Below are 25,890 nucleotides of genomic sequence, written 5' to 3'. Positions count from 1 at the left end.
ACATGGTGATTGTCCTTCCTTCGTCGGTCAGTCGAGGCATTCCCAGTCCATGACGACCTTGCCGCCATGGCCCGAGCCGGCGACGTCGAATGCCTCACGGAATTCCGTGATGGGGAACCTGTCGGTGATGATCCCGGAGATGTCCAGACCGGAGCGGATGAGGGAGGCCATGGTGTACCAAGTCTCGAAGATCTGACGGCCAGTGACTCCCTGGATCGTGATCATGTTGAAGATGATCTTGGACATGTCGAGGGTGATGGCCTTGCTCGGGGTTCCCAGCAGGGCGATACGACCGCCATGGGTCATGTTGTCGATCATGGAGGTCAGGGCGGCACCCGACCCGGACATCTCCAGGCCGATGTCGAAGCCCTCCTTCATGTCGAAGCGGTTCCACACCGTCTCCAGGCCCTCCCGGGAGACATTGACGGTGTTGTCCAGGCCGAGCCTCTGGGCCAGTTCGAGCCTCTCGTCGGACAGGTCGGTGACGACGACGTTGCGCGCCCCCTGGAACTGGGCGACGAGGGCCGCCATGATCCCGATGGGTCCGGCTCCCGACACGAGGACGTCCTCGGCCAGGCAGGGGAACTGCAGCGCCGTGTGAACGGCATTGCCGAACGGGTCGAAGATCGCCGCGACGTCGGGGTCGAGGTTCGGGATGTGGTGGACCCAGATGTTGCTGGCCGGCATGACGAAGTACTGGCAGTAGGCCCCGTCGACCGCATATCCGATGCCTTGGGTATTGCGGCACAGGTGTCGCTTACCGGCCAGGCAGGCCCGGCAGCGGCCGCAGACGTAGTGGCCCTCACCAGAGACGAGCTGGCCGACCTCCAGATCATTGACCTCGGAGCCGAGCTCGATGATCTCACCGCAGAACTCGTGTCCGAGGACCAGCGGGGTGTGCACCGTCTTGGAAGCCCATCCGTCCCACGTGTCGATGTGGACGTCGGTGCCGCAGATCCCACTGCGCAGCACCTTGACGACGACATCGTTCGGGCCCGGGGTCGGGTCGGGAATGTCAATGAGTTCAAGCCCCGGTTCCGGCCGGGTCTTCGCCAAAGCCTTCATGGCCCCTCACCTTTCCGGGGCGTGACCCCCTCAACCACATCTTTGTGACGACACAACTGTGCCACTACCCGAACAGTGCTGCACGTCGGGTGGTGAACTCCGGGGCTCAGCCCTTCAAACCCGAGCTGGCCAGCCCTTCGATGACCCTCTTCTGCATCGAGAAGAACAGCAGGAAGATCGGTGCCATGGCCATCACGGAGGCGGCCATCATGAGGGCGAACTCGCTGGAGTGCTGTCCGGCCAAGGTGGCTATACCCACGCTCAACGGCATGGATTCCTCCCGCGTGGTCACGATGAGTGGCCACAACAGGTCATTCCAGGACCACAACACGGTCGTGATCATGACGGCGAACAAGCCTGGCTTGACGACGGGGACCATGACTCGCCAGAAGGTCTGCCACGGATTGCACCCGTCAAGGCGGGCTGCTTCCTCCAACTCGACGGGCAGGCTCATGAACGACTGCCGCATCAGGAAGACGCCGAAGGCCGAGAAGAAACCTGGCAACACGATGCCCCACGGGGTCTCCAGCAGGCCAAGGTCACGAATGATCTGGTACTGGCCAATGAGATAGGACTGTCCGGGCACCATAAGGATGGCCAGCACGAACCCGAAAAGGATGGACTTGCCTCCGAATTTCATCCGGGCGAAGGCGTATCCACCCATGGCGCACAGGATCAACTGCGCGACGGTTCGCAGGACGGTGATCGTCACCGAGACACCGAACTGCTTGAGGAATGGCAACCTCGTGAAAACGTCGGCATAGTTCTTGAACTGCCACTCGTCCGGGATGAACTTGGGCGGAACGGCCTGAATCTCAGCGTTCGTCGACAAGGACATGAGCACCTGGTAGACGAACGGGAACACCATGAAGATGCCGCCAATGATCAGTAATATGTGGACGCCAACCAGGCCTTTCTGGGAGTTTCGGTCGCCCTTCTTGACGAGCTGGTCGATCTCCTGCCCACTCAAGCCCTCGCCAGCCTGCGTGATCTCAGACATAGTTGACCCACTTCTTCTGACCCAGGAACTGAATGAAGGTGACGATGGCGACCAAGAGGAAGATGACAATGGCGATCGCAGCGCCTACCCCTTGGTCGTTGTTGACAAAGGCCTCCCGGTAGAACAGGGACACCAAGGACCTCGTTCTGGGCTCAGCCGGATTGCCGGTACCGATCATGGCGTATAAGGCATCGAAGAGCTGGAATCCGCTGATCGTCGTCATGATCACCAGGAAGAAGATCGACGGTGACAACAGCGGAACCGTGATCGACCGGAACTGGCGCCATCTCGAGGCACCGTCAATGGATGCGGCCTCGTACAACTCTCGAGGAATCGATTTCAGACCTGCCGACAAGATGATGACGTTGAAACCAATGGATGCCCACAGCCCGAACAGGGCAACCGCGAACAGCGCCCATCCCGGGGTGACGAGCCAAAAGGGAGGATTGCTTGCACCAAGTCCACAAAGTATCTGGTTGAGGAGACCGAACTGGCCGTTGTACACGATCTTCCAGACCTGGGCGACAGCCATCGGCATGGCCAGGTAAGGCATGAAGTACAGCGCTCGATACAACCCCTTGAACTTCAGGCCTGGCAGTTCAATCATCGACGCGATGATGACCGACAGTGGGATCCCCAGCAGGACGATGAGCGTATACAGCAAAGTGTTGAGCATCGCCGAGCCCAGATCAGGACTCGAGAACAGGTCGTTGTAGTTCTGCAGTCCGACGAACTCGGGATTTCCTCCGAACGCATTGGTCTGCTGCACCGAGGCGACGATGTTCTTGACGATGGGCCAGTAGTAGAACACCGCGATGCCGAGCATGAGCGGACCGATGAAGAGGATGGGCCATGCTCCGACGCTCGTCGGATTTGGTCGTCCGGGCCGGTGGGATCCCGACTCGGAGGGCGAGGCAGCCGCCTGACTGCCTCGCACACCGGGCCGTGGCATCACTTCTCCTTGCTCAGAGCGTCGTTCATGAAGGCTGCCAGCTTCTTGGCAGCCTGAGGCACCGGGGTCTCGCCGGCAAAGGCCGGGTTGAGGAAATCAGCCTCACGGTTGGCCCAGGCGTCGGTGTTACGGCTAACCGGGTAAGTCACGGCGTAGCTCGTCGCGGCGGCGACAAACATCTTGCAGTTCCACTTCGGGTAGCTCTTGATCCACGCGTCCTGAGTTCCGTTAAAGGCTGGGATGGCGGTGCCGTTCTTCGCCTCGACCTCCTGGCTCTCTTTGCCCGACATGTGAGCAATGAGGGCTAGGGCTGCTGCCTTGTTCTCGCTCTTGGCGGAGGCAACCCATCCGAGACCGTGGATGATGGTGCCTTTCTTTTCCTTCTTAGGCAGGTCGATGACGTCGTAGTCGTCCTCCTTGCCCTTGAACTCCTCGGCTAGCTCGGAGGCCGTCCAGTCACCAGTCCAGAACATGGCGGACTTGCCGCTCTTGAACATCTGGGACGGCTTGGTGTCAGTGACGACCTTCGGGGAAGCGACCGATCCATCCTTGACCCAGTCAGCCCAGCACTGCAGTCCTTCGATGCTCTTGGGGTCGTCGAATCCGGACTTGTTGTCCTTGATGACGTAACCACCGGCCTGGGCGATCGTGTTGTAATAAGTGCCCTGTCCGTCGCCGTTGATGGTGGTCGCACATCCGTAGATGCCCCTGGGTTTGCCCCAGTCGGAGATCTTCTTGGCCTTGTTGTGGAAGTCGTCCCAGGTCCAGTCAGCGGTCGGGAAGTCGACTCCGGCCTCCTTGAAGATCTTCTTGTTGTAGAAGACGCCAATGGTGTCGAAGTCCTTCGGCACTCCGTAATGCTTGCCCTCGTAGGTGTAGAGGTCGACAAGGGCTTTCGGGTAGTCCGACCACTTCACGCCGGCATCCGTGATCTTGTCGATCGGGGCGAGCATACCGTTGGCGGCGTACAGCTGGATGTTGGGACCGTTCATCCAGAACACGTCGGGAAGCTCGTTGCCCTGGGCCTGGGTGCGCAGCTTGTTCCAGTAATCCTTGAACCCGGCCAGGTTCGTCTTGACCTTGATGTTCGGGTACTTTCTGGCGAAGGACTTGAGGTTCTCCTCGATCGTCTTCGTCTGGTTCTTGTCCCAGTAGGCCAGGGTCAGCTCAGCGGACGTGTTCGAGTCGACGCTTGGCGAGACGTCCGTCTTGTCGTTCTTGCTCGACGACGAGCATCCGGCGATGGTCAGGGTGGCGAGGGCCGCCCCTCCCATGATGAAACCTCTGCGATCCATGATTGACCTCTCTGTCTCGTTGTGATCACTTGACCTGGTTGTTGTTGAAGTATTGGACGATCCCCTCGTCCAGCGTCGGCACCTGGCGCGGCGTCGACCCTTGACGCAACGACTCAGTGGCCTCGATCCCCGCTGCGACCGCATACCAGGCGCCCAACGGCGAGGTATCCGTACGGGTTCCGTTCCTCACGAAGTTGAGGAACTCGGTGACGGTCAACACGTCGGCGTCACCGTGTCCATTGGCGTCCCCGATGATCGGGACGGTCTCATCACCGTCGGCGTTGTAGTGGGTTCGCTTGTTCCACAGTCGAATGACACCTCCCTCACCGTCACCGAAGTTCTCGATGCGCCCCTCCGTGCCGATGACGGTGTAGTTGCGCCAGTAGTCCGGGGTGTAGTGGCACTGCTGGTAGGACGCGAAGACGCCGGACTCCATCCGCATGAGCATCATCGAGATGTCCTCGACGTCGATGACCGGGTTGAGTCCCTTCTGGGTCAGCGGAGGCCAGTTGTCGAGGGAGTACCAGTCGCCCATGAGCTGGTCAGAATTGTCGCGACGATCAGTGATCCGGTCGTAGAGGGTGAGCCCGCCCATCCCGACGACGTCAGTGGTGTGGGAATCGGCGAACCAGTGCATGACGTCGATGTCGTGGGCAGCCTTCTGCAGCAGCAAACCCGTGCCATGCTCGCGAGTGGCATGCCAGTCCTTGAAGTAGAAGTCACCGCCCGACCCGACGAAGTGACGACACCAGATGGCCTTGACCTCGCCGATCCGGCCAGAGCGGATGAGATCGCGCATCGACCGCACGACGTTCATGTGGCGCATGTTGTGACCGACGTAGAGCCTCGTCCCGGTCTCGTAGGCGGTGGTGAGAACCTTGGTCGCCGAATCCATCGTGATGGCCAGGGGCTTCTCCAGGTACACCGGGATCCCCGCCTCCAACAGCTGACAGGTGACCTCGGCGTGGGTGTCGTCAGGGGAGGTGACGAAAGCGACGTCGATTCCCGATGCGATGAGCCCGGCAACGTCAGAGGTGATCGTGATGGAGTCGGGGTCCTTCCCGAGCCGGTCGGCCACCCGCTCGCGGGCCAGGTGATGGGGCTCGCAGACAGCGGTCACGAGGCCGTCGTTGCCCTCCAGCTCGGCGTTGAGGGCCAGGCGCGAGCGCGCGCCGACGCCGACGACGCCCACCCTCATGCGATCGCCAGTGTGTCCTTCTCGATGGGTTGTCGTCATGACGCTGTGCTGTCCTTTCTCGACTTCGGAAACGACTTTGGCCATGCCACGCAAGGCCACGGGATGCGGGTGTCCGGTACCGAGGGCCTTCCTCGTCACCAGTTCCAGTGCGGTGTTGAGGGCCCCGACGACCGATGCAGCCTGCCCCAATTCCTCGACCTCGGCGGTCATCGCCTCCGAGTCGAGAGGACGCCGAGCCATGAGCCGAGCGATGATGCGGCGAATCACCGTGACCGACGCATTCGTGGGTCCAGACATGACGATGACGTCCGGGTCGATGACGGCCGCGACCGAACCGGTCGTCAGGGCTGCTCGATCGATCCAGTCGTCGTCGGGCATCTCGTCGCCGTCCAGGCGAAGATCGAGCACGTCGCTGATCTCACCGGCGTTCCAGGTACGTCCGCGATGCAGTTGTCCGTCGAGGACCAGTCCGGTGTGCAGTCCGCGGGTCATCCGCACCAGGAGCATGTCAGCATCGGTGTCGAGGCGACCGCGCTGACGACGCTGGCAGAACTCGCCATAAGCAGCCATGTTGATGTCGTTGTCGACGGTGACCGGGACATCAAGGCGCCGGGAGAGCGTTCGGCCCAAGTCCAACCCGGTCCACTGCGGCACGAGGTCGCTTCGCACGATGCGACCATCGCCGTCGATGACGCCCGTCGTCGAGACCGCCAGGTGCAGCAACGGCCCCTTGTCCCCGCACGCATCTCGCAATGACTCGATCGCGCTCACGACGGTGTCGAGACGGGCTTCGGGTCGGTGCTGGTCGAGCCGAGAACTACGGGCGTCGAGGATCGTCCCGCCGAAAGTGGCCGCCACCAGGAGCATCGAGTCGACGAGGATGTCGGCCCCGATGACGATTCCGACGTCCTCACCCAACGACCACACCGAGGCAGGGCGCCCCAGACCGCCACCATCGGAGGTGCCACGGACCACCCATCCGGACGACTCGAGGTCATTGAGGATTGAGATGACGGTCGGACGTGACAACCCGGTGCCCTCGACGAGATCGGCCGCGCTCATGGCCTCTCCGGCACGCAGTTCGAGCAGGATGTCGTCGGCTCTCTCACTGCGTCGATCACGCTTCGCCACCGTCACCACTCCTTCTCCGCGACCAAGGTCACCGTGGGTCCATGCCCTCACGATCCTTGTAAAGGCATATTTCAAAACGCGGTTTCGATTCTTGTTGGAAAGAGAATGGACCACCACGGCGAGTTGGTCAAGGGGTTTGTCGGAACTCGTCATCACGATGCCTTGCGGTGGCCCCTTCAGCGGCGGACAACCCAGTGCCGGCCGTCATTGCGCTTCACTGACATTGCGCCTCGATCTTTGGCAAAATCGATGCCGTGGCAGTCAGTGTTTTCGATATCTTCAAGGTAGGCATCGGCCCATCCAGTTCCCATACCGTCGGCCCCATGCGAGCCGCACAGATCTTCGTGACTGATCTGGCTCAATCACCGGCGTGGCCCGACGTCACCCGGGTGCGCGCCGAACTCTTCGGCTCACTGGGGGCGACCGGACACGGACATGGCTCTGAAGCCGCCGTCCTGTTGGGCCTGGAGGGAGAGGATCCCGCCACCGTCGACACCGACCAGACCCCAGCTCGAGCCGCCACCATCGCCAACAGAGGACGCATCACCCTCGATGCCGTCCATGGTGGTCGGGAGATTTCCTTCGACGTCACGACGGACCTCATCCTGCATCGCAACCGGTCCTTGCCCTTCCATCCCAACGGCATGACATTCACGGCCTGGTCGGGTCAGGAGGTCGTCGCCGAGCGCACCTTCTACTCCATCGGCGGTGGCTTCGTCGTCGAACACGGTGAGGACGAGCATCCCGCCATCGTCCGTGACTCGGCTCCGGTCCCCTACCCCTTCAAGACAGGCAAGGAACTGCTGGAACAGTGCTCTGATTACCGGATGAACATCCCCGAGGTCACCATGGCCAATGAGATGACCGTCCGCGACGAGGAACATGTGCGCGGCGAACTCCTGGACATCTGGGCCGTCATGCACGCCTGCGTCGAGCGTGGTTGTTCCCGCTCCGGCGTTCTCCCAGGTGGACTGCACGTGCGTCGCCGTGCCATGAAGATGCACCGCGATCTCGCCACCCGGGAGCGCATCACCCCAGGCAAGCCAGAACCCTTCGGATCGGTCGACTGGCTGACGGTGTGGGCCCTGGCGGTCAATGAGGAGAACGCAGCAGGTGGACGTATCGTCACCGCCCCCACCAACGGTGCGGCCGGCATCATCCCGTCCTGCCTGCACTTCGCGGTGAAGTTCCTCTCCCCTGGCTCCGACATCGACTCGGGTACTCCCGGAGTCAACACCGGTGACGACGACCTCATCGTCGACTTCCTGCTGGCCGCCGGCGCCGTCGGCGAGATCTACCAGCAGTCAGCGTCCATCTCTGGGGCTGAGGTCGGCTGCCAGGGCGAGGTCGGCGTGGCATGTTCGATGGCCGCAGCCGGCCTGGCCCAGGTCATGGGCGGGACACCTGCCCAGGTCTGCAACGCGGCCGAGATCGGCCTCGAGCACCACCTCGGGCTCACCTGCGATCCCGTCGGTGGTCTGGTTCAGATTCCGTGCATCGAGCGCAATGCCCTGGGTGCCATTAAGGCCGTGACGGCTGCCCGTCTGGCCATGGCAGGCGACGGCTCCCAAATCGTCAGCCTTGATCAGGTCATGAAAACCATGATGGAAACCGGACGCGACATGAAGGTGAAATACAAGGAGACGGCACGGGGCGGACTCGCGGTGAACATCGTCGAGTGCTAGCAGCTCGACGGATCATCCCCCGAGGATCCCCCCTCTAAGAAGGATGGCTTGACTATCCAAAGAACGAGGAAATAATTCAACAAAATCAAGCCGGCGCGAGAGAGTATTTTCACCTGCTGACATAGGCAACCGTATCTGCTTTGTCGATATCACCAGCGATGAGAAACATGGGAACCAGATCCATGCACACAGTGCCCATACCCGTGATTGAGGCATCACGGGGCGGCACATGCGCCAGAAACGTCATCGCCCTCACCAGAGAACGCACCTCACTCTCAGAGACTCTGACGGAACGGTATTTTCAAATTTCAGTAACACCTTCAAGATGAAGGGAATCATTCACGGCCGCAAAGACAACACATTGTATGGCCATATGACCGTTTGCAATGGACTGGCGTTCCATAAGATCATTATGTCAAGCCACGTTTATGCTCGGATGAAGAAAAACGTAAACTTTGCCCATCCTCGCATGAATATCGAAAATGCCATCATGATCTTGTTCGTATTATCGTTTTGATCGTCGAAGTCATCGTTCTAGTGGTGATGTGCTGATGATACAAAGCCACGATCATTACGGGACTCAATTACAGGGTCCCCCGTGGGAGCAGCCCTGAACCCCAGCTTGTAGGCCGGTGCGATGACGCCCACCGGTCCGTGGGCCGCACCCACACGAAGGGCGGCTCACGGCTCAGCCACAAGGCGCACCAGCCGACAAGGCAAAACACTCCTTTCAGCCAGCCTCTTGCCACCATCGCGGGCAATGTCCCTTATGATCGACACCAGGTCCTCGCAATACCCGCGGGGATCCCGGCGGCACCCTTGGTCGTCGGTTTTCCACAACGGATCGTCGGGCACGTACCTGCCCGTGGAAAGGACTAACGGTTATGGCAACCGTGCAGTACAAGGAGGCGACTCGGGTTTACCCGGGCACCGATCGCGCAGCCGTCAGCAAGCTCAACCTGGAGATCGGCGATGGTGAGTTCATGGTCCTCGTCGGGCCGTCTGGCTGTGGTAAGTCCACCTCCCTGCGAATGCTGGCCGGCCTTGAAGAGGTCAACGCCGGTTCCATCTGGATCGGAGACCGCGACGTCACCGATCTGCCCCCGAAGGACCGTGACATCGCCATGGTCTTCCAGAACTACGCCCTGTACCCCCACATGACCGTGGCCGACAACATGGGCTTCGCCCTCAAGATGCAGAACGTGCCGAAGGCTGAGCGTCAGCAGCGCGTTCTCGAGGCTGCCAAGCTCCTCGGTCTCGAGGACTTCCTCAACCGCAAGCCGAAGGCTCTCTCCGGTGGTCAGCGTCAGCGTGTCGCCATGGGTCGCGCCATCGTTCGTAACCCTCAGGTCTTCCTCATGGACGAGCCGCTGTCGAACCTCGACGCCAAGCTCCGTGTCCAGACCCGCACCCAGATCGCTGCCCTGCAGCAGCGCCTCGGTGTCACCACCGTCTACGTGACCCACGACCAGGTCGAGGCCATGACGATGGGCGACCGCGTTGCCGTCATGAAGGACGGCATCCTGCAGCAGGTCGACTCCCCGCTGGCCCTCTACGACACTCCTAAGAACCTCTTCGTCGCCGGCTTCATCGGCTCCCCTGCCATGAACCTCATGGAGGGCGACGTCGTTGATGGTGGCGTCAAGCTCGGTGACTACGTCGTTCCGGTTTCCCGCGAGGTCCTAGCCAAGGCCCCGAACGAGACCAAGCTCACCCTCGGTATCCGCCCGGAGTCCTTCACCCTCGCCAGCGAAGGCGTCGGACTCGACGTTGCCGTCGTCGAGGAACTCGGCGCTGACGCCTACCTCTACGGCTCCCTCGTCGGTTCCGGCAAGGAAGCCTCGATCGAGGATGGTGAGGCCCACCAGGTCGTCGCTCGTATCTCGTCTCGTCGTCCTCCGCAGCGTGGCGAGCAGGTGCGCCTGGGTGTCGACCCGGCCGCCGTGCACGTCTTCAGCCAGGAGACCACTGAGCGCATCTCCTGATCCTCGGTTTCCGCAGACACGACGAGGCCCCCGGTTCTTCCGAGGGCCTCGTCGTGTTCTGTGTGGCCATGGGGGGCGTGCCCTGATTCTCGCCGTCGAACGCAGCGAACTCTTTCATCTCTGCTTGTGTGACACGGCCCCTCAGCGAGCTGCTGCGGCTATGTCCGAACGTCGATGCAGCCTGTGCTTATTTCAATTTACATCACTTTGATAAGTCTCCTTATCAGCTACTTCATATATCAAAGGCGTCTACTCCAGTAAGCTGCTTGCAGCGGAAGGAGGAACCATGACAACTCAGCAGACGCTGTCTCTGGGGCAGATCGCCCGGCTGTGCCACGTCAAGCGCGCCGTGGCGACGATGTGGCTCAAGCGCCCTGTCGCCGGCGCCCCGTTTCCCTCCCCGTCCCCCACGGGCCGCTATGCAGCCGACGAGGTGCTCGACTGGCTGGAGCGGACCGGCCGGGGCAACAATCCCCAGCCCCGACTCGACCTCGCCCTCGAAACCACCTTCAACGCGGGCCGTGGCACGAAGGAAATGCAAGCCCTGACCGCGATGGTGGCTGCCCGGAGCATCGTCGACTGCCCGCTGGCGAGCATGGACACCGAGGATCTCCTCGATGCCGTCGAGGAGGCCGACCCCGACGATGACTGGCTCTGGTCGGAGGTCGAGGCGCTCGACGTCGAGAGGCTCTCTCATGAGGCTGACGCGCTAGTCGAGGCAGCCTGGACAACCTCCGACGCCCACGACCGGCTGGTGCAGGAGGTGACGCGTCGGACCGCGAACACACCCCGCCTCGCCGAAGACTTCGTCGCCCTGGTTAGCACAGCCGCCAAGGCCTTGCTGTCCCCGGGCGGGGAGCTCGTGGACGTTAACGGGACCGCCAACGACGTGCTGGTGAACCTGATGCGCGACGAGGACCTCCAGGATGTCGGGCTAGTCCTGCCCGGCGAGGGTGCCGGTCATCGGATGGCGCGACAGCGTCTGGCGGTGCGCCACCTCGTCGCGCGCACACCCTCGTTCGACGACGACTGGCAGCTAGCCGAAGGCAGCGTCATCCTCGCCCGCTTGGAGTCCGACGTGCACGCAGCACTAGATGACCTCGACCAGCTCTCGCTCCAACTCGCGCCGGGCACACGGGCCCTCGTGATTGGTCCAGCCCAGATCCTCGTCGACCCGCTGGGCAGCTCCACGAGCCGTCGCGACGCTGTCCTGCGTGACCACTTGGTGCGCGCTGTGGTGCGACTCCCCCAGGGTCTCTTGGCCGATGGGGCGCGGGGGCATCTGGCGTTGTGGCTGATGGATGGGACGGCGGATGCCCGCCCCTTCGTCGGTGACCTCAGTGGCACCCCGTTGAACAGCGCCTTACGCCAGCGGCTATTGGATGATTTGGTGGCTGTGGCCCAGCAAGACAGTCGCCGCTGCATCGAGTTGCTGCACCCGGTGGCACTCCCCTCCCTCCTAACGCGCTCCAGGTCGCTGGTAACGCTGGGCCAGACCGTGCCGGTGGGGCTGCCCAGTGCCCCCGGTGATGACGCGGCCAAAATCCAGCAACTGCTCACCAGGCTCACGGTTTCCGAGCCGAGTCCGATGGAGGGCATCACGGCGCGGGTGGCCACCGGCCGCACACCATCGTTGGTGGTGCTGGGTGAGCTGGCCCAGCAGCGGCTGGCGAAGGTGGTGTCCGGTACGCGCCTCAACGTCGAGGCGCTCCCCGTAGGGTCGTCCAGGCTGTGGACCGCTGCCGGGTTAGCCCGCCGCGCACCGCAACCCGTCGACATGCTGCAGCTGACCCGGCAGGCCCCCGAGGCGAAGGTGACCCAGCCTGGCGACGTGGTCTTCTGCTCGACCGGGAAGCCGGTCGCCCAGGTGGACGACGAAGGTAGCGCAGTCGTCGCTTATCCAGCGCGGGTACTCCGTCTCGATTCCCGTGCGCCCATCTCACCGCGGTCCGTCGCGGCCGTCATCAATGAGCTTCCTGCCGGGTGCGGTGCGTGGCGTACTTGGCAGGTCCCCATAGCCCGGGACCGCAGGGCTACCGACGACACGCTGGCTTTGCTGGAGCGGTGCGAGCGCCAGTTGCAGGACCGACAGAATGTGGTGGACGAGCTCCGCCGCGTGGTGATGCGTTGCGTGCCCTGTGGTGCAGTGACGCTCACCACGACCGAGAAGAAGGAGGGCCAGTGATGGCACCCAGGAAGAAACAGGACGCACTGTTACCCAGCACCGACAAGGAGCTGAAGGACACCCTGTGGAAGGCTGCCGACAAGCTGCGCGGCTCGATGGATGCTTCTCAGTACAAGGACGTGGTGCTGGGGCTGGTCTTCCTCAAGTACGTCTCGGATGCGTTCACGGCGCGGGCTAGCGCGCTGACCGCCGAGCTGACCGAGGAAGGCTATGACGCCGAGGCAATCGCCGAGACTCTGGAAGACCGTGACGAGTACACCGCCTCGAACGTCTTCTGGGTGGACGAGGATGCCCGCTGGCCCCATCTGGTGCAGATGGCGAAGGTGAACGATGTCAAGACGATCGGCCAGCGTCTCAACGAGGCGATGGACCTGTTGATGTCAGACAATCCGTCGTTGGCGGGCACGCTGCCGCGGGTCTTCAACAACTCCAGCGTCGACCAGCGTCGGCTGGCAGAACTGCTGGACCTGCTGAACTCGCTGCGGTTCAGCGGGCAGGGTGCTAGCCGGGCGCGGGATCTGCTGGGGGAGGTGTACGAGTATTTTCTGGCGAAGTTCGCCTTGTCGGAGGGACGCCGGGGTGGCGAGTTCTACACACCGGCCAGCGTTGTGCGCACCATCGTCGAGGTGTTGCAGCCCCGCGAAGGCCGGGTCTACGACCCGTGCTGTGGTTCGGGCGGCATGTTCGTGCAGGCGGAGAAGTTCCTGGCCGCGCACGATGACGACCCGATGAAGCTGTCGGTCTACGGGCAGGAGAACGTGGAGAGCACCTGGCGGATGGCGAAGATGAACCTCGCCATTCACGGCCTGAACGGCAACTTGGGGCCGCGCTGGGGCGATACCTTCTCGCTGGACCTGCACCAGGGCGTACAGATGGACTACGTCATGGCCAACCCGCCGTTCAACATCAAGGACTGGAACCGGGTGGAGTCGGACAGCCGCTGGACCTACGGCGTACCACCGGCTAAGAACGCGAACTACGCCTGGCTTCAGCACATCATCTCGAAGTTGAAGCCCACTGGCACGGCGGGCGTGGTGATGGCCAATGGGTCGATGACATCGAAGTCGGGCGGTGAGGGTGAGATCCGCGCCCAGCTGGTGGAAAACGACCTGGTGAGCTGCATGGTGGCGTTGCCCGAGAAGCTGTTTCGCTCCACCGGGATTCCGGTGTGCATCTGGTTCTTTGCCAAGGACAAGTCGGCCGGTCGGGGAGGTTCCGTGGACCGCCGTGGCGAGGTGCTGTTTATCGATGCCCGCAGCCTGGGCCACATGGTGAGCCGTGCCGAGCGCGCCTTCAGCGACGCCGACATCAAGCAGATCGCCGACGCCTACCACCTGTGGCGCGGCATGGAGATCCTCGATCTGGGCACCAAGGACGCCACGGCGACCGAGTCTTCCTCCCCGGCTCCTGAGTCCGCCGAGGGGACGGGAACAGGTACTGAGCCTGTCGAGACCACTTTCCCGGACGGAGCCTACCGCGACATCCCGGGCTTCTGCCGCTCGGTGAGCCTCGCCGAGATCAAGGAGGCCGGCTACGCGCTGACCCCGGGTCGTTATGTCGGCATGGCCGAGGCCGAGGCTGACGACGAGCCGCTCGACGAGAAGATCGCCCGCCTCACTACGCAACTCCGGGAACAGTTCGCCGAGTCCGACCGCTTGCAAGCGGTTGTGCGTGAGCAACTGGGGAGGCTGTGATGCGAACCACCACGCTAGGCGAATTGGTCGATGAAGCGGGCGGAATTGTTCAAACGGGCCCGTTTGGTAGCCAACTTCACGCGCACGATTATTCAAATTCCGGTGTCGCCGTCGTTATGCCTCAAAATATCCGCAACGGCAGACTCGATCACTCCTCAATCGCCCATGTGACTACGGGCAGAGCATCAGGCCTCAGTCGCCACACGCTCCAAGCTGGAGACATCGTGTATTCGCGGCGCGGCGACGTGGAGAAGTGCGCCTTGGTCTTGGAAACCGATCTACCAGCCATGTGCGGAACTGGTTCCCTGCTAGTTCGCGTGCCAAAGTCACACTTCGCAGACTCCACGTTCCTCGCTTATCTTTTGCAGACCGACGAAGTTCGCAAGTGGGTCCGCGGTCATGCTGTGGGCGCGACGATGCTGAACCTGAATACCCAGATTCTTCGTGAAGTTCCACTGGTTCTTCCGCCGCTTCCAAAGCAACAGGCAATCGCGGAGGTCCTGGGCGCCCTGGACGACAAGATCGCCGCCAACCGCGCCCTTGTCGCCACAGCCGATGCCTTGGCACGAGCATTCACAAATGAGTGTCTCGCGGACTCGACCACCACCCAGCTGTGTGACCTGGCCACGATCACGATGGGGTCTTCACCCAAGGGAACGAGTTACAACGAATCCGGCGAAGGCGTCGTTCTTTACCAAGGAATGAAGGATTTTGGGATCCGTTCCCCACTACCGCGTGTCTGGACCACCGAGCCTGGCCGATTGGCGCACGCGGGCGACATCCTGATGAGCGTTCGCGCACCCGTTGGTACCTTGAATCGGGCAACAGAGGAATGCTGCATTGGCCGTGGGCTGGCCAGCCTCACAGCGCATCAACCCAATGCCCTGTTTCACTTGCTGTTGGGGCAGCAGACTCTCTTCGCGCCCTTCAATGGTGACGGAACCATCTTCGGATCCATCAATAAGCGACAGCTTCACGCACTGCCCGTCAGAATTCCATCGGCGGGACTAACCGAGCTTGAGGCGAAGACCGCACCACTGGAAGCGCAGGTCGCGAGCGCGTTGTCGGAGTCCGCCACCCTCGCCGCTCTACGCGACACCCTGCTACCCGCTCTCATGGACGGAACGCTGCGCGTTAAGGATGCTGAGAAGACAGTCAGCGAGGCTCTCTAGCCCTCCTTTCATTTGTATGCAAAAATTTCTTCGTATCCTCTGATTGGAGTTGCCCATGAGCCCCGTAGCCAACCTCGTACTGAACCGCGTCCAACTCATCGCCCCGCGGATCGACGAGGCCATGGCCAGTGCCATCATCCAGGCCGAGACCCGCGCCCAGGGTTTCGACCAGGATCGCTTTCCGCACATCCGGCCGCTCAACATCCGCCAAGACGTCCGCCTCTCTCTCGAAGCAGAGCCTCTTCCCGGCGGCTGGCGGGTCGAGGGCAACCCACGAAAGATGGGCCAGCTGCTGCTCGTTGACAGCGAGACCGGCATGACCGTGCGCTTCCTCAAGGCGCCCTACACCCAGCCTGACCACGTACCTCATGCCGGATACAACCCTGCCCGTCGCGAGGCGTGGAGCAATGAACCGCTCGACACCAGCCTGCAAACCGCCCTACCCTCGCTCGGCGATGCCGGCACGCTCGCCAAGCGCACCGACGGCCTGCACGGCGAGACCTTCCTGCTGATCTGGGCCTGGAAGGACCCGTCAGACCGGGAGAGCGGATACGACCTGCGAATCGTCCACACCCGCGCCCCCGGCGCATTCGGCAAGGCCACCCCGTGTGACCTCGACCTTGTCATCCCCCGCGGTGGCCTCGTCAATGAGGACGGTCTTCGCTTCGTTGGCTCGGACGAGGACAGCGACCTTTTCATTTTCGACATCCCCGACGAAAACGACACCGAAGGGCTCGCAGGACAGTGACCGACCAAGATCTCGTCGGCCAGCGCATCCGGGCGCTCGCCGAGCTACTCGGCATGTCGCGCACGCGGCTCGCCGAGAGCGTCGGCGCCACCCCGGCACAGCTGTCCAAGATCGAGAGCGGCATTCAACGCTTCCCGCTCGACCTCGCTGCCGCCATGGCCGAGAAGCACGGCGTCCCACTCGCCTTCTTCACCCAGAACGACCCCGCACACGAGGCGGCCGTGCCCACTTTCCGCAAAAAAGCCCGCGCCTCCGCACTCGACCAGAAGCGCATCACCCGCCTTGCCCGCGAAGCAGCCCGGGTCTTCACCCAGGCTTCAACACAGACCGGCTACAAGCCCTTTGTCTTCACCGACGACAAAGATCTCCTCGACGACGTCGAACAAGTCGCCCTCGAAGTACGACGTGCCGCTGGTATTGCCGACGACGCCCCTGTTCCCAATGTCACACGAGCCCTCGAACGCCAGGGCATCGCCGTCATCAACGGCCTCGACCCAAACACCGAACGAACCCTCGACCTGTCCGGCATCAGCCTGCCAACCCGCCACGACCAGCGGCCGCTCGTCGCCCTGGTCAGCAACCTGCCCGGCGCCGTCGCCCGCTTCACGCTCGCCCACGAGGCTGCCCACCACATCTGGGACCAGGACCTGCCCAGTCCGATCACCAGTACCAAAGACCACCGCGAACTACGCGCCCACCACTTCGCCGGAGCGTTCCTACTCCCCAAACAGCAGGTTATTGCCCGCATCACAGAGCAGACCACGCTGCGCGGATACCTCCCGGTCAAGGCCGATTACGGAGTCAGCGTCGGTGCAATCATCATGCGCTGCCGAAACCTCGGGATCATCAGCAGTAACCGCGCGCGAAGCCTCCAGATCCAGCTCTCCTCCCTGGGATGGCGGGATCCAGACATCGAACCCGTCCCCGTAGCCGACGAACGCCCCCTACTACTCAAACAGGCCCTGAAACGCGCCACCCTCACCGGCGGCCCGGCACTGGGCACCTACACAGGCCTGCCTCCACACCTAGTCCGTCACTGGGCCCGTTTGGACCCGCCCACCAATCCCGCCGATTCCGGAGCCGACATCATCGATCTGGCTACACGCCGGCGTCATTCCCGCACCACCCCCGCACATGAAAGGCACAACCCATGATCCTGGAATCCGAGTGGGAGACCACCATGCTTGACTGGCTCGGTGAGCTCGGCTGGGAGCCGACCACCGGTTCCGCCGTCGAGTCCCAGCGTAAGGGCCTCGACGACCTGGTGCTGGGCGACGTCTTCCTGCACGCCCTGCGCCGCCTCAACCCGAGGGTACCTGACACCTTCCTCGCCCAGGCGCAGGCCGAGATGCTCACCCCGAAGAGCCAGGATGCACTGGCCGAGAACAAGGCCTTCCACGCCCTGCTCGCGCACGGCTTCCACGGGCTCGCCTATGTCGACTCCTCAGGTGCCGAGCAGACCCCCACCCTGCGCCTGGTCAGCCCCAACCCCGACGAGAACACCTTCCATGCGGTACAACAAGTCCGCATCGTGCACGGCCAAAACAGCCGTCGCTTCGACGTCGTCCTCTACGTCAACGGTCTGCCGCTGGCCGTCGTCGAGCTCAAGCAGGCCGGCGCAGCCAATGCCACCATCGCCAAGGCCCACGCCCAGATCGGAACCTACCTGGCAGAATTCGGCACCGCCTTCCGCAGCGTGGTCACCACCGTCATCAGCGACGGGATCAGCGCTCAGTACGGCACGCCGTTCACCCCGCTGAACCACTACTCGCCGTGGAAGGTGGACGACTTCGGCACCCCCGTTGAGACCGGCCCTAACACCCCCGAGCTGGAGACCCTCACCTACGGCTTGTTCGACCTGCGCCGATTCCTCGACATGGTCCTCAACTTCACCGCATTCGACGAGGACTCCGGCCACATCACGAAGCGCATTGCCAAACCCCACCAGTACTTCGCCGTGCGCAAGGCCGTCGACTCCACCCTCAAGGCCATCGACTCCACCGGCAAGGCCGGCGTCGTCTGGCACACCCAGGGGTCCGGCAAGAGCATGGAAATGGAGCTCTACGCCAACCTGGTGATGACCCACCCCGAGCTACTCAACCCCACGATCGTCGTCATCACCGATCGCACTGAGCTCGACGGACAGCTGTTCGCCGGCTTCCGTCGCTCCACCCTGTTACCCGAGACGCCCGTGCAGGTCACCCGCCGGTCCGAGCTGCGCGAACGGCTCGCCAACACCGCTTCTGGCGGCATCTACTTCACCACCCTGCAAAAGTTCGGCCGCTCCGCAGCCGAACGTGACTCCGGCCTCGACCACCCCATGCTCACCGACCGGCGCAATGTCATCGTCATGGTCGACGAGGCCCACCGTAGCCACTACGACGACCTCGACGGCTACGCCCGACACCTCAAGGACGCCCTACCCAACGCCACCCTGATTGCCTTCACCGGCACCCCCATCAGCACCGCCGACCATGACACCCGCGCGGTCTTCGGCGAATACATTGACGTCTACGACCTCAGCCGAGCCGTCGACGACGGTGCCACCGTGCCCGTCTACTTCGAGCAACGGTTAATCAACGTCGGACTCACCCCCGACATGACCTCCGAGGACCTCGACCGCATCGCTGACGAGACCACCGAAGGCCTCGACGACGCCGAACGCAGCCGCATCGAGAAATCCGTGCTGGTCATCAACGCCATCTACGGCGCCCCCGAGCGCCTGCACGCCTTGGCCGCCGACATCGTCGCACACTGGGAGGCCCGACGCGCCACCGTCGAGCCCGCCCTACGCGACGGCGACTCCGCGACCACCCCGCACGGCAAGGCGATGATCGTCGGCGCAACCCGCGAGATTTGCGCAAACCTCTACACCGAGATCACTCGGCTGCGACCCGAGTGGCACAACGACGACATCACCAAGGGGCGCATCAAGGTCGTCTATTCCGGCAATGCCACCGACACGGAGCCGATCCGCAACCACGTGCGCCGCGACTCCGAAAACCAGGTAATTAAGAAACGCCTCACCGACGTCAATGATGAGATCGAGCTGGTGATCGTCAAGGACATGATGCTTACCGGCTTCGACGCCCCGCCCCTGCACACCCTTTACCTCGACCGGCCGCTCAAGGGTGCCCTGCTCATGCAGACCCTCGCCCGGGTCAACCGCACCTTCCGCGGCAAACAAGACGGCCTGCTCGTCGGTTACGCACCCCTGGCCGAGAACCTGCGCGAGGCACTCGACGAGTACACCGAGACCGACAAGACCACCCGCCCCGTCGGTCGTGACGTCGACGAGGCCGCCGGGGCCACCCGCGACCTCCTCAATGCCCTTGACCGGCTACTGTCCGGCTACGACTGGATGGGCGTGCTCCGCTCCGGAACCAAAAGCGCCCGACGCGACGCCGTAGCCGGCGCAGTGGAGTACCTCCGCTCGCCCAGCACACCGGGTAACCGCGTCGACGACGGCGAGGAGACCCTGGCCGATCGTTACCGCAAACTGTCGGCCAGGCTCGCCCGCATGTGGGCGCTGTCCACGGGCAGCCAGACCCTCGACGACAAGCGCATCGACGTCAATTTCTACGAGGAGGTGCGGGTCTGGATGGCCAAGTATGACGCCAAGGAACGCGAGGCCAACGGCCAGCCCGTCCCCGACGAAGTCCTGCGACTGCTGCGCGGTCTGGTCGCCGACGCCACTGTCAGCAGCGGCATCACCGACATCTATGAGGCCGCAGGCATCCCCAAGCCCAGCCTGCAGAACCTCACGCCGGCAATGGTGCAGCAGTTCAAGGATGCCACCAACCCGCACCTGGCTATCGAGGCCCTGCGCGATCTGCTCGTCGAGGAAGCCGACAAGGCCACCCGCAAGAACCTAGTGCGCAACCGCGACTTCAGCGAGCGCATCAACGAACTGATGCTGCGCTACACCAACCAGCAACTCACCTCGGCCCAGGTGATCAGCGAACTTGCCGAGCTAGCCAAGAGCATCAGCGAGGAGAACGCTCGCGGCGCGAAGTTCGACCCGCCGCTCAACCACGAGGAGATCGCCTTCTACGACGCGCTCGCCAATGACCCAGGAGCGTTGGAGACCATGGGCGACGATGTGCTGGCAGCCATGGCCCGCGATCTGCTCGCCATCGTGCGCAAGGACTCCCGCACCGACTGGACCAGGCGCGACGACGTACAGGCCAAGCTCCGCAGCTCGGTGAAACGCCTTTTGCGCCGGCACAAGTATCCGCCCAGCAAACAGCCCGAAGCGGTAAAACTGGTGCTCGAACAGATGGAGGCAATCGCACCGGATTTCCAAGCATGAGACTCGGAAAATATCTCAGCCCGACACAGCCGCGAACCGATACTGAATCCATGGAATGGCTTACCGTGGAGCGCGACGGGAGATTCCAGAAGTTTCTCGGAAAGAACATGAAACGTTATGACTGCACCGACGATGGCATGCAGCTGGATTTCGCGCTCGCCGTCACATATCATTCACTGCACGACCTCGTCTGCAAATATGCGAATCATCAGCTTGCCATCAGCATGGCAGAGCTGGAGTGGTGCCGCTCAAAAAATGCCCCTATAGATCAACAGTATTACCTCCTTGAATCTGCCATCACGCGCCATTGTTGTGCGTGGGAATATCTCTTCCAGATGCTCACCTATATCCTGTCGCTCCAGGAAGAAGTCGCAGCAACCAAGGCGGACTACAACGCCATACTCGGCCTCTCTTCCTACGACGTGGAATTCATTCCAGGCCCCACCGGGACCAAGGTCCAATACACACCACGCGAGATACAACAGGCAGTCCGTGATATTCGACGCCGTCGCCAGGAGCTCGACTACGTACAGGTTGGAGCTCGAGCAGACAGGTTCTTCAGCAAGACCGACAAGAAGTTTGCGCGAGGAACATGGTTGGATGACGTCAAGCGCCTCGTTCGCGACTACCCTGTCCGCGAAGTCACGAAGATCCGGGATCAGATTATCCACCACCGGCCCCTTGGCAGCTCCTACCGAACAGGCTTGGGAGAGGCCCTCCCCGTCAACGGGATCACCTTCTCAAAACCAGCTGCCGAGGAGATCCCGGAGACCCTCAAGAAACTGCGCCAAGCCCAGAAACGCCTCTTCGAGGCGATAGGGATCGTAGTTCGCGAAACTTCCCGGTCAAACATTCCCAACATCAGAGAGAACGAAGGGGTGGAATACTGGATAGCTTTTTATCGGTGTCCTCGTTGCGGCAAGGATTCCCCCGAGCCCAACCGCAGCGAAGCCAAACCATTTCCACTCTTCTACTGCATGAACTGTAGTCTGCAGTCCCGACGCGAGGACGCAAAAGTCAAGCGCAAACTTTCCGTGTCGGAAATCTTATATTCGAGTCATTTGCGCGACTACTTGCCCCGCCTCAGGGAGTCAATCCAGTACATCCCACCCGAACTAAGAGATATCTTACCTTCATCGCATCACACACAGTAAATGAAAGCTTCCTGCTTGTTTTCGTACCAGTGAACCTTACCGGCCGAGTCTCTCATCATCCGCTCGGATAATCGCAACGAATTCACTGCAGTTCGACGGCCAGGATGCGCTTCAGCGGAAGTTTCACGCGCCCCCTCACCAGCTGGTCGCCGTAGTCACGCAACGTCGTGTCTGGTCGGCAGCGCCAGGCGCAGCGGGTCCGTGAGCAGGTGGTAGTCCTGGCTCATGGGTATTTGCTCTTCGCCACCAGTTTGAAACCATGGCTACCGCGTCTCTCTTAGGAGCCAAAGCGACGCTTCATAATCCAGGGCGTAGGGCCGGTTCAGCCCGCCGTCACCCGTCCTTGCGCTCAACCTTGGAGACGGTGACGTCGATCTTCCCCGGGATGCGTCCGGAAGCGGTTATGGCCGTGGCAACCCGGTGACGAAGATCTTGGGTGAGCCGCACGATAGGCACCGTCAGATCGACAGTGACCTCAATTCCCACGTCGGTATGCCCATCCTCCTCACTCACTCGGATTGCGCAGCGATCGTCGGATGTGCCGACCCGACGCCACCACGGCCGGACGAGTCGAGTCACGCCGGGGGTGTTGAGAACAGTGGTGACGATGACCCCTTCCAGATCATCACTGGTGTCGTCGCCCGTCAGGACAGTCCCGGAGACGACAACGTCATTTTCAAGATCAGGCATGGATATCCCCCACACTGATGTCAATGGCTTCCGGACGTCCGCCCAGCTGCCGATACATTTCCGACGACACCCTCTGACGCACCCGGTCGGCACACTCTGGGATACGAACACCGTGCGCAACCGACAGATCAATGCGCAATCTCAACGGGGCATGAGGCACCGAGAAACGAACTCGGCTCAACCTGCCATCCTCGCAATCAGCCAGGGTCTCGCGCACGATGGTGGTCAGCACGGTCTCTCTGACCTCGATGTCGCCATCGTCGTCACTGACGATGCAATGACGCGGCGAGAGATCAGCGCTGTAGGACCTCCACACCGACGACAGTTTCGGTGAATCGACGACAACCCTGGTCTGGGCGTCCTGGGCAACCGTGTCGTCACGCAGTTGACCGGCACGAACGGCCACGGTGCGCACCGCCTGGCAGGCTGGGCACTCGACCTCGTGCTCGGTGGGAGGCTGTGTCGCGTTGTCCCAGACGTGGTTCATGTCCGCGCCACACGCGAGATTCACCTCCATGGTTCCATCTCCTCCGCAATGGTGGCCCTCGCCCGGGCCAAACGGCCACGGACGGTGGACACCGGTAATTCTTCAATCTCAGCAATCTCGGCGTATCCGAGACCGTCGATCTGAGCCATGGCCCAGATACGCCTCTGGTTGTCCGGCAGCCGGACAACACTCTTCCTCAACGCCTTCATCGCGGCATCCCTGGTGTGTGCCCTTGCTGGGTCCTGAAGGGTGTCGATCCTCACCGGAACTTCTTCCGGTGCCACCGGATCGGTTGCGCGTCGCCCGGCGGTCCGGATGACTTCCCGGCAACGATTCCGAGCAATGGTGTACATCCACGCCCTGAACCGGGACCCATCGTCGAGATCGGGCAGCTTCTGCCAGGCGGTCAGCAAAACGTCCTGGACGACGTCCTCCGCGTCAATCGTGGCCGGCAAGTGGTTGTGACAGAACCTCAGGAGCGGCCCGCCCCATGACTCAACAACGCGAGCGTATGCCGCAGCATCTCCGTCCTGAGCAGCACTTATGTCCGCAAAAACGATCTCGTCGCCGTCGTCACCTTCGACCCCGCTGACCATGGATTCGACGCTAGCAGCGGTCGAGGACAACTACTGAGTCCTCGACCGCTAGCGCGCAGCTCAGGCGAGCACCTTTCCGTCACGTGTACGCGGCTTGGCCCGTTCGGACTTCTCGTTGAGGAAGGTGGGCTTGGGCATCGGATTGGCGGGGAGGTTGTCTCCGGACTCGTCGACATTGGACACTTCGGTCACGCCGACGTGACTCACACCCATTCCGGTGACGTGTGCCCCCGTCCGCAATTTCGTTGCGAACCGCACCAGCTTGGCATCCAGAGCGGTCTCGACGTCACGAGCCACCTCGGACTCCAGCCAATTGACGAGCTTTCGCACGTCAGCACGGTCGTCAAGGTCGATCTGAACCATCATCTCGGGAGCAACACGGGCTCCGAAGAATCTGACATTGGCACTGCTCACCCCGGGGAATTCCTCGATCTGCTCCTCGATGGCTCGTCCCAGAGCATCGGTGGACAGAACCGTGGATCCATGGTTCGTCTCGTGGCTGATGCTGTAGCTGTGAGCGCGATTGCTCGACGAGAACTGCCGAAGCAGCCAGATCAGCCCAATCACGGCAGCCAGGACGCCCACGATGAGCAGGGCCCAGGAGGCGTGGTCCGTGCGCCATGCCTTCGGCACGTCGGCAATGGGCGCGTCAGGTTGCGGTTGCCACCATCCCCACGACGAGGCGACGTTGAACCGCACCAGCATGAACCACGCGACCACCAGCAACAAGATGATCCCGACGACGGCAAGTCGTGTTCTGTTTGCGCGGCCCCTCATCGCAACCTCACTTTCACGTTCGGGGACTGTTCCAGGCCAAGCGAGTCGACGCGATCAGCAATCCTCCTGGTGAGTTGTTCCCGCATCACCTCAGGATCATTGACGTCGGTCTCGACGTCGATCTTGAGCGCGTTGCCGCGACGCTTCACTGACGAAGATGCGACACCGTCCTCCTCGTCAAGCCAACGAGAAAGCCAGCCCGTCAGGTCGGAGTTGTCCATGACGATCTCGCGGTCGTCCGGGGCACCTTCAGCCGGCTTGAGGAAAACACCAGAAGTGCGTCCCGGCTTGAAAGCCCAGATCACCAGCATCAGGGCGATGACGCCGATGACGATGGCAACCGTCAGCGCGGTGTCGTTGAGCCATGAGGCGGTGGTCATGTGACCACGGCCCCAGCCCAACCACTGTGGCAAGGATCCGTGCTGGAGACGGTGAATGGCAGCGATGATGGCCACCACTCCGGCTGCCACCAGCAGGAGACCGAGGATCGTCACTGGGGTCGTCCGAGAGGGACGACGAACGAGTGGCGGAGACATGTATTGATGACTCATCTCAGTTCAGCTCCTTCGTCGTCGATGCCTTGTTGACAACTCGGCTCACCAGAATGTCGATGGTGCCGATCTCAACCCCGGACAGTTTCGGAACCTGTTCGGTCAAACGGGCTCTCAGGTCGTCGCACTGAGCCTGGATGGGGGCGGGATAGCTGATGGCAACTTCCACCTCGAGATCAGCAGTACGACCGGTGAGAACCGCACCCACCTTCGGGCCTCGGTCGAAGTCGGCACGCGACCCCGATCCGAACAACGACGAGGTGGGAGCCCCAAAACCCTCACTCTGGGCCGCCACGCGGGCAGCCACCTTCTCGACAACCGCCGTGGACACCGTCAAGGCTCCACGGCTGGCCTTCTCACGGTTGTGGACCGCCAGCGACGGCACAGAACGTACGCGGGTGGTGCCGACAGACATCAACGGTTCCGCTGACTTGGCTTGCCGAAGATGTCGTGCACGTCGAGCTGACCGTCAATGATCCGCCCCACGATCAGGCCGAGCAGGCCCAGTACCAGCACGACGATGGCCTGCCACACGCCAACGCAGACCGCGATGACGCCCAGCAACAGACCGACGAGTGCTCCGATGCGCGATGCATTCATACTGCGGCCTTTCAGGAGAGCTCGGTGTTCTTACGCTGAGGGGCACCCTGGGTCGGCTGGTCGTCGTCCTCGCCCTCGTCCTCACCCTGGATGTACACATCGGTGACCTGGACGTTGACCTCGACGACCTCGAGGCCGGTGCCATACTCAACAGCGTCAATGATGGTCTCGCGAAGCTTGTTGGCGACCTCGACGACCGAGTAGCCGTAATCGATGACGACGGAGAGATCGATGGCGCACTGACGCTCACCCTTCTCAACCTGAACGCCATTAGAGACGTTGGTGGTGGAGCCCGGGATGCGGTCAGTGATGGAGCTCAGCATGCGACGTCCGGTGGAGCCCATGGCGTGAACGCCAGGAACCTCGCGGCACGCAATACCGGCGATCTTCTGGACGACCTGCTCGGCAATAAGGGTCGAGCCGTGGTCGGTGTGAAGCGGCGACGGGGCCACGGCCTCCTTGGTGGTGTCCGGAAGATTCTCGGCCTTGGTCTCGTCAGTCTTGGCGGAAGCAGTCTTGTTGTCAGCCATGTCGGCTCATCTCCATTCGATCTGTGGCGACTTTCACATGTTCAGATGTTCAGCGAACCGAATCGTCACGCCGAATCCGAGAA

Annotated in this window: 22 protein-coding genes; 9 read left to right on the top strand and 13 right to left on the bottom strand. The window is 62.3% G+C overall.

Going from position 1 to position 25,890, the window contains the following annotated elements; translation table 11 throughout:
* Nucleotides 1-27: 27 nt before the first annotated feature.
* The 5 genes from tdh to ACP8LP_RS02160 all read right to left on the bottom strand — a co-directional run bounded on the left by tdh (nt 28) and on the right by ACP8LP_RS02160 (nt 6,641).
* Nucleotides 28-1,065: an L-threonine 3-dehydrogenase gene (tdh, locus tag ACP8LP_RS02180; protein WP_016667020.1), complete on the bottom strand. Its 1,038-nt coding sequence runs from the start codon at nt 1,063-1,065 to the stop codon at nt 28-30.
* A gap of 106 nt (nt 1,066-1,171) precedes the next feature.
* Nucleotides 1,172-2,065, bottom strand: coding sequence for a carbohydrate ABC transporter permease (locus ACP8LP_RS02175; protein ID WP_016667019.1), 894 nt, complete (start codon nt 2,063-2,065; stop codon nt 1,172-1,174).
* Complete coding sequence (locus ACP8LP_RS02170; RefSeq protein WP_016667018.1) at nt 2,058-3,017, bottom strand: carbohydrate ABC transporter permease; 960 nt, start codon at nt 3,015-3,017, stop codon at nt 2,058-2,060. The genes ACP8LP_RS02175 and ACP8LP_RS02170 overlap by 8 nt, the downstream gene beginning before the upstream one ends.
* Entirely contained in the window at nt 3,017-4,312 is a 1,296-nt protein-coding gene (locus ACP8LP_RS02165) for an ABC transporter substrate-binding protein (protein ID WP_016667017.1), read from the bottom strand. The genes ACP8LP_RS02170 and ACP8LP_RS02165 overlap by 1 nt, the downstream gene beginning before the upstream one ends.
* A 25-nt stretch (nt 4,313-4,337) precedes the next feature.
* Nucleotides 4,338-6,641, bottom strand: a complete 2,304-nt coding sequence (locus ACP8LP_RS02160; RefSeq protein ID WP_016667016.1) for an ROK family protein — start codon at nt 6,639-6,641, stop codon at nt 4,338-4,340.
* Between the two features lie 254 nt (nt 6,642-6,895).
* On the opposite strand from ACP8LP_RS02160, the gene ACP8LP_RS02155 reads away from it, so the two are divergent.
* From ACP8LP_RS02155 to ACP8LP_RS02115, 9 genes are all read left to right on the top strand, one after another.
* Nucleotides 6,896-8,326, top strand: coding sequence for an L-serine ammonia-lyase (locus ACP8LP_RS02155; RefSeq protein ID WP_252906061.1), 1,431 nt, complete (start codon nt 6,896-6,898; stop codon nt 8,324-8,326).
* Between the two features lie 884 nt (nt 8,327-9,210).
* The gene (locus tag ACP8LP_RS02150; protein WP_016667013.1) at nt 9,211-10,311 is read left to right on the top strand and encodes an ABC transporter ATP-binding protein; all 1,101 of its coding nucleotides are present in this window, start codon (nt 9,211-9,213) and stop codon (nt 10,309-10,311) included.
* A gap of 286 nt (nt 10,312-10,597) precedes the next feature.
* Nucleotides 10,598-12,496 carry a hypothetical protein gene (locus ACP8LP_RS02145; protein WP_221268775.1) on the top strand — a complete coding sequence of 633 codons (1,899 nt, stop codon included), beginning with the start codon at nt 10,598-10,600 and terminating at the stop codon, nt 12,494-12,496.
* Nucleotides 12,496-14,190 carry a class I SAM-dependent DNA methyltransferase gene (locus ACP8LP_RS02140; protein WP_063279373.1) on the top strand — a complete coding sequence of 565 codons (1,695 nt, stop codon included), beginning with the start codon at nt 12,496-12,498 and terminating at the stop codon, nt 14,188-14,190. The genes ACP8LP_RS02145 and ACP8LP_RS02140 overlap by 1 nt, the downstream gene beginning before the upstream one ends.
* Nucleotides 14,190-15,362, top strand: coding sequence for a restriction endonuclease subunit S (locus ACP8LP_RS02135; protein WP_484483258.1), 1,173 nt, complete (start codon nt 14,190-14,192; stop codon nt 15,360-15,362). The genes ACP8LP_RS02140 and ACP8LP_RS02135 overlap by 1 nt, the downstream gene beginning before the upstream one ends.
* Before the next feature lie 55 nt (nt 15,363-15,417).
* Nucleotides 15,418-16,110, top strand: coding sequence for a hypothetical protein (locus tag ACP8LP_RS02130; protein WP_484483257.1), 693 nt, complete (start codon nt 15,418-15,420; stop codon nt 16,108-16,110).
* On the top strand, nt 16,107-17,264 hold the full coding sequence (locus tag ACP8LP_RS02125) for a helix-turn-helix domain-containing protein (protein ID WP_016667008.1): 1,158 nt from the start codon (nt 16,107-16,109) through the stop codon (nt 17,262-17,264). Before ACP8LP_RS02130 ends, ACP8LP_RS02125 begins: the two co-directional genes overlap by 4 nt.
* Complete coding sequence (locus ACP8LP_RS02120) at nt 17,261-20,422, top strand: type I restriction endonuclease subunit R (protein WP_484483256.1); 3,162 nt, start codon at nt 17,261-17,263, stop codon at nt 20,420-20,422. The genes ACP8LP_RS02125 and ACP8LP_RS02120 overlap by 4 nt, the downstream gene beginning before the upstream one ends.
* A gap of 50 nt (nt 20,423-20,472) precedes the next feature.
* Nucleotides 20,473-21,576 (top strand): hypothetical protein, encoded by a 1,104-nt coding sequence (locus ACP8LP_RS02115; RefSeq protein ID WP_484483255.1) that lies wholly within the window; start codon nt 20,473-20,475, stop codon nt 21,574-21,576.
* Between the two features lie 333 nt (nt 21,577-21,909).
* Here ACP8LP_RS02115 and ACP8LP_RS02110 read toward each other — a convergent pair whose 3' ends face one another.
* The 8 genes from ACP8LP_RS02110 to ACP8LP_RS02075 are packed head-to-tail and all read right to left on the bottom strand — an operon-like array spanning nt 21,910 to nt 25,807.
* Nucleotides 21,910-22,266, bottom strand: a complete 357-nt coding sequence (locus tag ACP8LP_RS02110; protein ID WP_279186760.1) for a hypothetical protein — start codon at nt 22,264-22,266, stop codon at nt 21,910-21,912.
* A complete protein-coding gene (locus ACP8LP_RS02105; protein WP_279186761.1) occupies nt 22,259-22,783 on the bottom strand; it encodes an Asp23/Gls24 family envelope stress response protein in 525 nt (174 codons plus the stop codon). The genes ACP8LP_RS02110 and ACP8LP_RS02105 overlap by 8 nt, the downstream gene beginning before the upstream one ends.
* The gene (locus ACP8LP_RS02100) at nt 22,774-23,349 is read right to left on the bottom strand and encodes an RNA polymerase sigma factor (protein ID WP_279186762.1); all 576 of its coding nucleotides are present in this window, start codon (nt 23,347-23,349) and stop codon (nt 22,774-22,776) included. Before ACP8LP_RS02100 ends, ACP8LP_RS02105 begins: the two co-directional genes overlap by 10 nt.
* 60 nt (nt 23,350-23,409) lie before the next feature.
* Entirely contained in the window at nt 23,410-24,126 is a 717-nt protein-coding gene (gene amaP, locus ACP8LP_RS02095; RefSeq protein ID WP_279186763.1) for an alkaline shock response membrane anchor protein AmaP, read from the bottom strand.
* Complete coding sequence (locus ACP8LP_RS02090) at nt 24,123-24,677, bottom strand: DUF6286 domain-containing protein (RefSeq protein WP_065674314.1); 555 nt, start codon at nt 24,675-24,677, stop codon at nt 24,123-24,125. The genes amaP and ACP8LP_RS02090 overlap by 4 nt, the downstream gene beginning before the upstream one ends.
* Before the next feature lies 1 nt (nt 24,678).
* Complete coding sequence (locus tag ACP8LP_RS02085; RefSeq protein WP_065674313.1) at nt 24,679-25,092, bottom strand: Asp23/Gls24 family envelope stress response protein; 414 nt, start codon at nt 25,090-25,092, stop codon at nt 24,679-24,681.
* Complete coding sequence (locus ACP8LP_RS02080; RefSeq protein ID WP_004810640.1) at nt 25,092-25,277, bottom strand: DUF2273 domain-containing protein; 186 nt, start codon at nt 25,275-25,277, stop codon at nt 25,092-25,094. The genes ACP8LP_RS02085 and ACP8LP_RS02080 overlap by 1 nt, the downstream gene beginning before the upstream one ends.
* An 11-nt stretch (nt 25,278-25,288) precedes the next feature.
* Nucleotides 25,289-25,807, bottom strand: coding sequence for an Asp23/Gls24 family envelope stress response protein (locus tag ACP8LP_RS02075; protein ID WP_138237640.1), 519 nt, complete (start codon nt 25,805-25,807; stop codon nt 25,289-25,291).
* Nucleotides 25,808-25,890 lie beyond the last annotated feature (83 nt).

It is taken from the genome of Cutibacterium sp. LaCa_89, assembly GCF_058177555.1.
Note: the sequence above shows the minus strand (reverse complement) of the source record. Positions and strands in the feature narration are given on the sequence as shown.